Annotated in this window: 7 protein-coding genes; 4 read left to right on the plus strand and 3 right to left on the minus strand. The window is 61.2% G+C overall.

The features are described from left to right. Positions 1 to 77: 77 nt before the first annotated feature. Genes tig through yihA form a run of 4 tightly spaced genes read left to right on the plus strand, consistent with a single transcriptional unit; the run spans position 78 to position 3,976 of the window. Positions 78 to 1,385, plus strand: a complete 1,308-nt coding sequence (tig, locus tag ONB25_12660; protein ID MDZ7393738.1) for a trigger factor — start codon at positions 78 to 80, stop codon at positions 1,383 to 1,385. A gap of 42 nt (positions 1,386 to 1,427) precedes the next feature. Next, a complete protein-coding gene (clpP, locus tag ONB25_12665) occupies positions 1,428 to 2,033 on the plus strand; it encodes an ATP-dependent Clp endopeptidase proteolytic subunit ClpP (protein ID MDZ7393739.1) in 606 nt (201 codons plus the stop codon). 49 nt (positions 2,034 to 2,082) lie between these two features. Continuing rightward, entirely contained in the window at positions 2,083 to 3,324 is a 1,242-nt protein-coding gene (clpX, locus tag ONB25_12670; GenBank protein MDZ7393740.1) for an ATP-dependent Clp protease ATP-binding subunit ClpX, read from the plus strand. Positions 3,325 to 3,376: 52 nt separating this feature from the next. Next, a complete protein-coding gene (gene yihA / locus ONB25_12675; GenBank protein MDZ7393741.1) occupies positions 3,377 to 3,976 on the plus strand; it encodes a ribosome biogenesis GTP-binding protein YihA/YsxC in 600 nt (199 codons plus the stop codon). Between the two features lie 6 nt (positions 3,977 to 3,982). Here yihA and ONB25_12680 read toward each other — a convergent pair whose 3' ends face one another. Genes ONB25_12680 through ONB25_12690 form a run of 3 tightly spaced genes read right to left on the minus strand, consistent with a single transcriptional unit; the run spans position 3,983 to position 7,113 of the window. Further along, positions 3,983 to 5,164: an iron-containing alcohol dehydrogenase gene (locus ONB25_12680; protein MDZ7393742.1), complete on the minus strand. Its 1,182-nt coding sequence runs from the start codon at positions 5,162 to 5,164 to the stop codon at positions 3,983 to 3,985. Beyond that, positions 5,161 to 5,469 carry an antibiotic biosynthesis monooxygenase gene (locus tag ONB25_12685; GenBank protein ID MDZ7393743.1) on the minus strand — a complete coding sequence of 103 codons (309 nt, stop codon included), beginning with the start codon at positions 5,467 to 5,469 and terminating at the stop codon, positions 5,161 to 5,163. Before ONB25_12685 ends, ONB25_12680 begins: the two co-directional genes overlap by 4 nt. Positions 5,470 to 5,487: 18 nt before the next feature. Then, the gene (locus ONB25_12690) at positions 5,488 to 7,113 is read right to left on the minus strand and encodes a C69 family dipeptidase (GenBank protein ID MDZ7393744.1); all 1,626 of its coding nucleotides are present in this window, start codon (positions 7,111 to 7,113) and stop codon (positions 5,488 to 5,490) included. Positions 7,114 to 7,461 lie beyond the last annotated feature (348 nt).

The raw sequence follows: 7,461 nt of genomic DNA on the forward strand, positions 1-7,461 counted from the left end.
CATCCAACCCTTTCCTCTTGAGTGCGCTGGCCCCATCCGTTGGTGTTATTGCGAAGCAAAGTGGCAAGGAGAATTCATTGCAGGTCGACATCCAGGACAGAGAGCAGTGGCAGAAGGAGATCACCATTACCTTCCCGGCAGAGAGCGTGGTGCCGAGGTTAGATGAAGCGTACGCGCGGTATCAGAAACGTGTGAACCTGCAAGGGTTTCGCAAAGGCAAAGTGCCGCGCTCGCTTTTGCGCGATATGTTCGGCAAGGAAATAGAGGGGGCAGTGTTTGAGCAGCTTGTCGAGGAGGTCTATCCGGGCATCATCGCTGAATACCAATTGAAGCCGGTGGGCTCGGCCAATATCACCGAGACCACGTACGAGCCTGACAAAGGGCTGAAAGTCACGTTGATCGTGGACGTTGAGCCAGACATCCGCGTCGAGCGATACAAGGGGTTGACCGTCGAGCACGAAGTCTACCAAGTGGGCGACAGAGACGTGGATGAGATGTTGGAGAAGATCCGGCGGGACAACGCGATGGTGACGCCCGTAGAAGGTGGCGCAGAGCTGGGCGACATCGTGGCGATGGATGTGCAGCGTCTGGATCGCACCGGTGTGCCCATTTTGGGTGAGCGGTACGAAGATCGCCGCATCGAGCTGCGCGAATCTCCTGCCACCGCAGAGCACGCGGCATTCAGCCATCAGTTGCTTGGTGCACGGGTGGGCGAAAGGCGCCGCGTGCGTTTGGTGCGGCAGGCCCCGCCGTCAAAACCCAATGAGGCCCCACGCCAGGTCGAAGACCTCTTTGAGGTCACAATCAAAGAGGTCCTGCGGCGGGAACTGCCGGAGATCGACGATGAGCTGGCCAAAGACGTGGGTGAGTTTGGCTCTCTCAAAGAGCTCAGGGCCTATTTGAAACAAGAGCTAGAGCGGCAGTACGCCCACGAGGCACAGGAGCAGTTGCGGCACCGGCTGATGGACGAAGTCATCAAGGCCAACAGCTTTGAGGCCCCTGCCCACATGGTGGAACTGTACTTGGACGGTCTGGTCGAGGCGGCCCGGAAAAGAAGCATGCGCCGCCTGGATGAAAAGGCACTGCGCGAACAGCTGCGGGCCGATGCCATCTGGTGGGTCAAGTGGCAGCTCATCCGCGACCAGATTGCCAGGGCAGAAGGCATCGAGGTGAGCGAAGAGGAGGTGGAGCGCGCCGTTGCTGAAGCCCGCGAGCAGCACCCCGGCGAGCAGGTGGACGACCGCGCGCGCCGCCGCATCAAGCACGACCTCTTAGAGCAAAAGGTTCTGGACCTGATCGCCCGCCATGCGAAGATCAAGGAGCGGAAGGTCAAGCACAGAGAGCGGGCCAGCGTGCCACTGGTTGTCACCCCGGATGAGGCATAGGGACTCTCAAAAGAACCGAACAGGTGAGGTAAAGAGATGGGATTGGTACCAATTGTCATAGAACAGACAGGTCGAGGCGAACGAGCGTACGATATTTTCTCACGCCTGCTCAAGGAACGCATTATCTTTATCGGTACGGCCATCGACGATACGGTGGCGAGTTTGGTCATTGCCCAGATGTTGTTCCTCGAAGCAGAAGACCCTGAGAAGGACGTCTATCTGTATCTCAACACACCCGGGGGAATCGTCTCCTCCGGACTCGCCATCTACGATACGATGCAGTACATCCAGCCGGACGTGGCTACTATCTGCATGGGTCAGGCCTCAAGCTTGGGGGCATTGCTGTTGGCAGCGGGAGCCAAGGGCAAACGCTCGGCTTTGCCGCACTCGCGCATCATGATCCATCAGCCCATGGGCGGTGCGCAGGGTCAGGCCTCGGACATCGAGATTCACGCCAAGGAGATTCTGCTGCTGCGCGAGAAGCTCAACGAGATCCTGGCCCAACACACGGGTCAGCCGGTGGAAAAAATCGCGCGCGATACCGACCGGAACTTTTTCATGTCCGCCGAGGAAGCCAAGGAGTACGGCATCATCGACGAAGTGCTCGTGCGGAAAGGGTTGACCAGGAAGAAGACTGCTGCCAAGTGAGCTGAGGCCAAGCGGAGGCGGGTGAGAAGCGGTTCTCCGGAGCGAGGTAATGACTGAAGAGGCGCGCAAACGGCTGTACATCTGTTCCTTCTGCGGGCGCAATTCACACCAGGTGGAAAGCATCATCGTTGGCCCTGAGGTGAATATCTGCGACGAGTGCATCGAGAGCGCCAGGCGCATGGTGATGGAGATGCGTGCCCGCCGCGCGCAGCAGGAGATGCGTCGCATTCCCACCCCCTCTGAGATCAAGAAAGAGCTGGATGACTATGTCATCGGCCAGGAGCAGGCCAAGAAGAACCTCGCAGTAGCGGTGTACAACCACTACAAGCGCATCAACTCGCAGGGGAGCCGCCACCAGGTGGAGATCGACAAGAGCAATATCTTGCTCATCGGTCCCACCGGCACGGGGAAAACCCTTTTGGCGCAGACGCTGGCGCGCTTCCTCCAGGTGCCGTTTGTCATTGCCGACGCCACCACCATGACCGAGGCCGGGTATGTGGGCGAGGACGTGGAGAACATCCTGGTCCGGCTGCTTCAGGCCTCGGACTATGATGTGGAGCGCGCCCAGCGGGGAATCGTGTACATCGACGAGGTGGACAAGATTGCCCGCAAAGACGGCAACCCTTCGATCACCCGCGATGTCTCCGGCGAAGGGGTGCAGCAGGCGCTGCTCAAGATTTTGGAGGGGACAATCTCGGCAGTGCCGCCCAAAGGAGGACGCAAACACCCCGAACAGGCTTTTATCAACGTGGACACCCGCAACATATTGTTCATTTGCGGGGGTGCCTTTTGCGGCCTGGAAAAGATCATCGCCGCGCGAGTGGGCAAGAGCACGGTGGGCTTTGGGGCCAAGGTCACTGCCAAGCAAAAGAAGGAGGTCAGCGAACTCCTGCACCAAGTGGAGCCGGAGGACTTGCTCAACTTTGGGTTGATTCCAGAGTTCATCGGTCGGCTGCCGATCATCAGCGTGCTGGACGAGCTTAGCCGTGACGCCCTCTTGGCGATCCTCACCGAACCGAAGAACGCCCTCACCAAGCAGTACCAGCGCCTATTTGAACTTGATGGCGTAAAGTTGGAGTTTGACCGAGAAGCGCTGGAGGCGGTTGTCGACTTGGCCATCAAGCGCGGCGCGGGGGCGCGAGGCCTGCGCTCGATCATGGAGCGCGTGATGCTGGACATCATGTACTCGCTTCCTTCGATGCCGGACGTAGTCGGCTGCCGCATCACGCGGGAGGTGGTGACCAAGGGGGTAGAGCCGTTGTACGAACGGCGCGTGCGCAAGACGGCCTGAGATTTAGACCCACCGCGGCGCTTTGTCTGTCCATCGGCAGTGAGGGGTCGGGATGAAGGTCCTGAAGGCTGAATTTGCGCGCACCGTTGCCACGCGTGCCCAACTGCCTCGCGATGGGCGCCCGCAGATCGCCTTTGCCGGACGCTCCAATGTGGGCAAGTCCAGCCTCATCAATTGCCTAGTGGGGAGGCGAAAGCTAGCCCTGGTCAGCAGCACCCCCGGGAAGACCCGCTATCTGAATTTCTATCTGATTAACGACCTGTTCTACTTTGTGGACCTGCCTGGTTACGGGTTCGCTCGGGTTGCGCATGGGACGCGAGAGCAGTGGGGCGAGCTCGTCACCGGCTATTTGCAGCAGGCAAGCGCCCTGCGCGGAGTGGTGCTCATTACGGACGCGCGTCATGAGCTGAGCCCGCTTGACCTGCAGACCATCGCCTGGCTGCGGGAGCTGCGCGTCCCTTTGGTGCTTGTGGCCACCAAGGGCGACAAGCTCTCCAATTCCCAGGCCCAGCAGCAGCGTAAGGAAAACCTGGCCCTCCTCGCTCCGTTGGGGGTGGATGAGCTGATTCTGTTTTCGGCGCGCACCGGGCTTGGCAAGCATGAGCTCTGGGCGCGCATCGACGCGCTGCTGGCAGCCCCTGCGCGGCGCTGACCCTCCCTACAGGCGTTCCATGAGCACACTGAACCGCTGCTCAGGAGTGAGGGGAGCGGGATTGTTCTTATTGTCCCCGGCGTCGGCGACCTGACGCAGTCGAGCCTCGCTCAGACCGTAAGCCCCTAAGCGAGGGATGGGGAGCGCTTCAGTCCATTCCCAGAGCGCCTCAACCAAACGTGTGCACTGCGCCTCCACGCTGCCGCTTTCGCCCGTGAGCAACCTTCCCACCGTGGCGTACTTTTGCAGAGCGAGCTGGTTATGCTCACCCTCCGCCTGGAGGAGAGATTGCACCGTCATTTTGGTGGCCGCAGCCAGGAGAGTGCCGCAGGCAACTCCGTGCGGGATGGGTGCAAGGGCGCCGAGGGGTCCGGCCAAGCCGTGGACGACCCCAAGCCCCGCGTTGGCAAGCGTGATCCCAGAAAGCAGCGCGGCATAGGCCATCCCAGCCCGTGCCTCCAGGTCACGCAGACCGTGTGCCACCGCGCGATGGAGAAAGTCGCGCACGTGTGCCATGCCCTCGAGCGCGAGCACGTCGGTGAGGGGCGAGGCGCCGGTGCTCACATATGACTCGAGCAGTTGGGTGAAGGCGTCCATGCCGCAGGCAGCCGTCACCTCGGGAGGGCAGGTGCGGCTCAAGTCGGGGTCTACAATAGCCATGTCTGGAATGAAATTGTCGTGCCGGAGAGATTTCTTGCACGGAAGGGGACCGTGAACCGTCAAAACGGCGTTCTTGGTGGCCTCGCTCCCTGTGCCTGCCGTGGTGGGTATGGCGATGAAGGGGACCTTGGTCCCGGTGTGGCGCTCCGGATGGCCGACCCCTTCAAGAAATGCAGTGACGGGCCCGCCCTCCCGCAGCATCGCCGAGATTGCTTTACCCGCATCCAAAACGCTGCCACCGCCAATGGCGACCACCACCTCGACTCCCCTGGGTCGCACCGCCTCCACTGCGTTGTCCACAAGCTCAACGGATGGTTCTCCTTCCACCCGGATAACCTCCACCACCTGAAGGGCGCGGTGCAAGCTCTGGATTGCCTCAGCACCTGCTTTTGAGGACCGCCACGACCGCCGACCTGTGACCAACAGGGCGCGCTGCCCAAATTTTGCCGCAAGCTCAGGAAGCCGGGCGATACTCCCGCAGCCGAAAACGACAGAGGGCGTGCGGGCGAACGAGAACGAAGCGTTCACCACTGACTCCTGTCGGCTGGGAAAATCACACGATGCGGGACTCCTTCCCGCGGCTTGCTCATCCACGGCTCGACAGCAGCGCGCCATTTGAGGTAGTGAGGGGTCTGCTTGTGCGCCGCAGCGGCCTCCGGAGATTCGTAGGCCTCATACAAAAGAAAGCGCGTGGGATCGGTGGTGCATTGCAATACGTCAAAACGAAGATTGCCAGGCTCGGCTATGGAGCCCACATGGTTTTCCTCCGTCGCACGAATAAAGTCCTCGATGTGTTCCGGCCGAACGAACACAGTCACCGTCGTCACGATCATGACTCCCTCCCGATGCTGTCACCACAGCTCATCATACTTGGTCCACAGCTTGTCGCCCAGCTCCCAGGCGGCTGACACCACCCGCTCGCCCCACTGGATCGCATAGTCGGTGAGGAATTTGCGTGCCTCGGCAGCACGCCTGTTATAGCGACGCAGCGCTTCCTGCTCCACCTTCTCCTGGTCGGCAAAAAGCTGGGCCTGAAGTGGCCCCCAGGTAGCCGCCACGTCTTTGCGCATATCGCCCCACCGTTGTGCCGCCAGGGTCCCAAGCCGGTTGAACGCCCACCAGGCGCAGTCGCGGCTGAACCCGCGCGCCCGACCGTCCACTTTGTAGCTGGGCGCCACGTCGGTGATGCCGCAATAGAGCGGGATGTAGATGGAGGTCGCCACATTGTCCAATGCAAGCCAAACTACGCCGCCGATCTCATTTGGTAACCCCTCGCGCGATTGGGTGATGGTGGCGTACATGGTGTACCAGCGGGCGATGGTGCGCTCGCCGCGCCATCCCCAGCCGCCGTTGATCTTGAATACCTTGTTCATGTCGTAGGGCATAAACGGGTTGGCCAAAGGTGAGATGACCGTCCGCCCGCTGTCGTCGGTGACGGTAATGTTTTTGACGAAATTGTACTCGGTCCCCTCGTAGTAGTCCTGAAAGATGCGCACCAGCTTCTCCAGGGTTACCAAGCTGTCCGGTTTGACAGAGAACGGATAGTTTTCCGACTCCGGGTGGAGTTTGAGCGACGGAGCGAGCAGGTCCAGCACGCGCCATTCGCGCCGGCGCGCTGCCAGGGAGGTTCTCCCCTCCGGTGCATAGGCGTAGCAGAACTCGAACGGGCCCTGGCTCGGGTCCCACCAGCCGCTGTCCTGCGCCACTTGAAACACGTTTGCCGAGGCCATGAAAAAGTCGGGGTCGGCCAGGTCAATCTGGCGGATGCGGCTGGCGTTGGCGTTGACCGAGACGTGGTCGTCGGGCACCCTTTGCGCCGCCCAGATGGCCCCCACTCTGCCCTTGCCTGGGCCCAGGATTTCCAGGTGCCACACCTCTTTGGTGTCCGCAATCGTCAGGCATTCGCCCGCATCGTTGTAGCCGTACTGGCGCGTCAGTTCGTCGGCCAGGCGAATGGCCTCCCGGGCCGTGGTGCAGCGCTCCAACATCAGCCGCACCAGTTGCTGGCAGTCGATGAGGCCCTTGTCCGATCGCAGGCTTTCGCGCCCGCCGAAGGTGGACTCGCCCACTGCCAGCTGGTGGTCGTTCATGCACGGGTACGCCGTGTTGATGTAGCCGTGGGTGTATTCTGCCTGAGGAATCTGGCCAACAGGCACGTAGCGGTAGGAGGGCATCGCGAGGGAGTCGCAGTTGGTGCGCTTACGCAGGGTGACCATGGCGCCGCGCGGGTGCCGTCGGGCGGGAACGATGTCGAGCGACGAGTGGGTGCGATGGCTGTCGCAGGTGTGGGAGGTGCCGACCCATCCGCCGGCCGAGGCCTTGCGTCCCACGGTGATGGTGGTGCAGCCATCGGGACGGCCATCGACCCAGTCGCTGGACTGAGCGGCGAGGCGGGGGACATGAAGTGCTGAGAAAGCCAGATAGGTGGATACCGTGAGCGCCAAGGTGCGCGCGCAGGCCTTGGGACCATGGAGCATAGGGTGTTCCTCCGTGTTTGAATGAAGGTCTTGAGACTGCCGGTACAGGCATTCGGTTGCCGGCAAAGATAGGGGAAAATGGGGAGAAAGTCAAGGGGTTTGGGATACCGGGAGCCAATGACTTGGGGCAAGGAAAACTCTTGACTTTTCGCCCTTTTTTGCTTATAATGTGTCGCGTGTGCGGCGCTGTCTGACTGTTTCGCTGCGCCGCGCGGGGAGTTCGTCGTGAGCCGGTTGATGAAAACAACATGCCGTTTGGCGCGGCGCCCGATCCTGGTTTGGGTGGGCCGAGCGGCTGAAGAATGTAAGGGGCAACCGAAGGGCGCGAAACGAAGGGTGTCCGCCCAC

The sequence above is a fragment of the candidate division KSB1 bacterium genome (assembly GCA_034506335.1).
Classification (GTDB): Bacteria; Zhuqueibacterota; Zhuqueibacteria; order JANLFK01; family Oleimicrobiaceae; genus Oleimicrobium.

Bases quoted from the DNA above. Each gene is read 5' to 3' on its own strand.
- clpX (MDZ7393740.1), top strand. From the start codon at position 2,083: ATGACTGAAGAGGCGCGCAAACGGCTGTACATCTGTTCCTTCTGCGGG.
- yihA (MDZ7393741.1), top strand. From the start codon at position 3,377: ATGAAGGTCCTGAAGGCTGAATTTGCGCGCACCGTTGCCACGCGTGCC.
- ONB25_12685 (MDZ7393743.1), bottom strand. From the start codon at position 5,469: ATGATCGTGACGACGGTGACTGTGTTCGTTCGGCCGGAACACATCGAG.
- ONB25_12690 (MDZ7393744.1), bottom strand. From the start codon at position 7,113: ATGCTCCATGGTCCCAAGGCCTGCGCGCGCACCTTGGCGCTCACGGTA.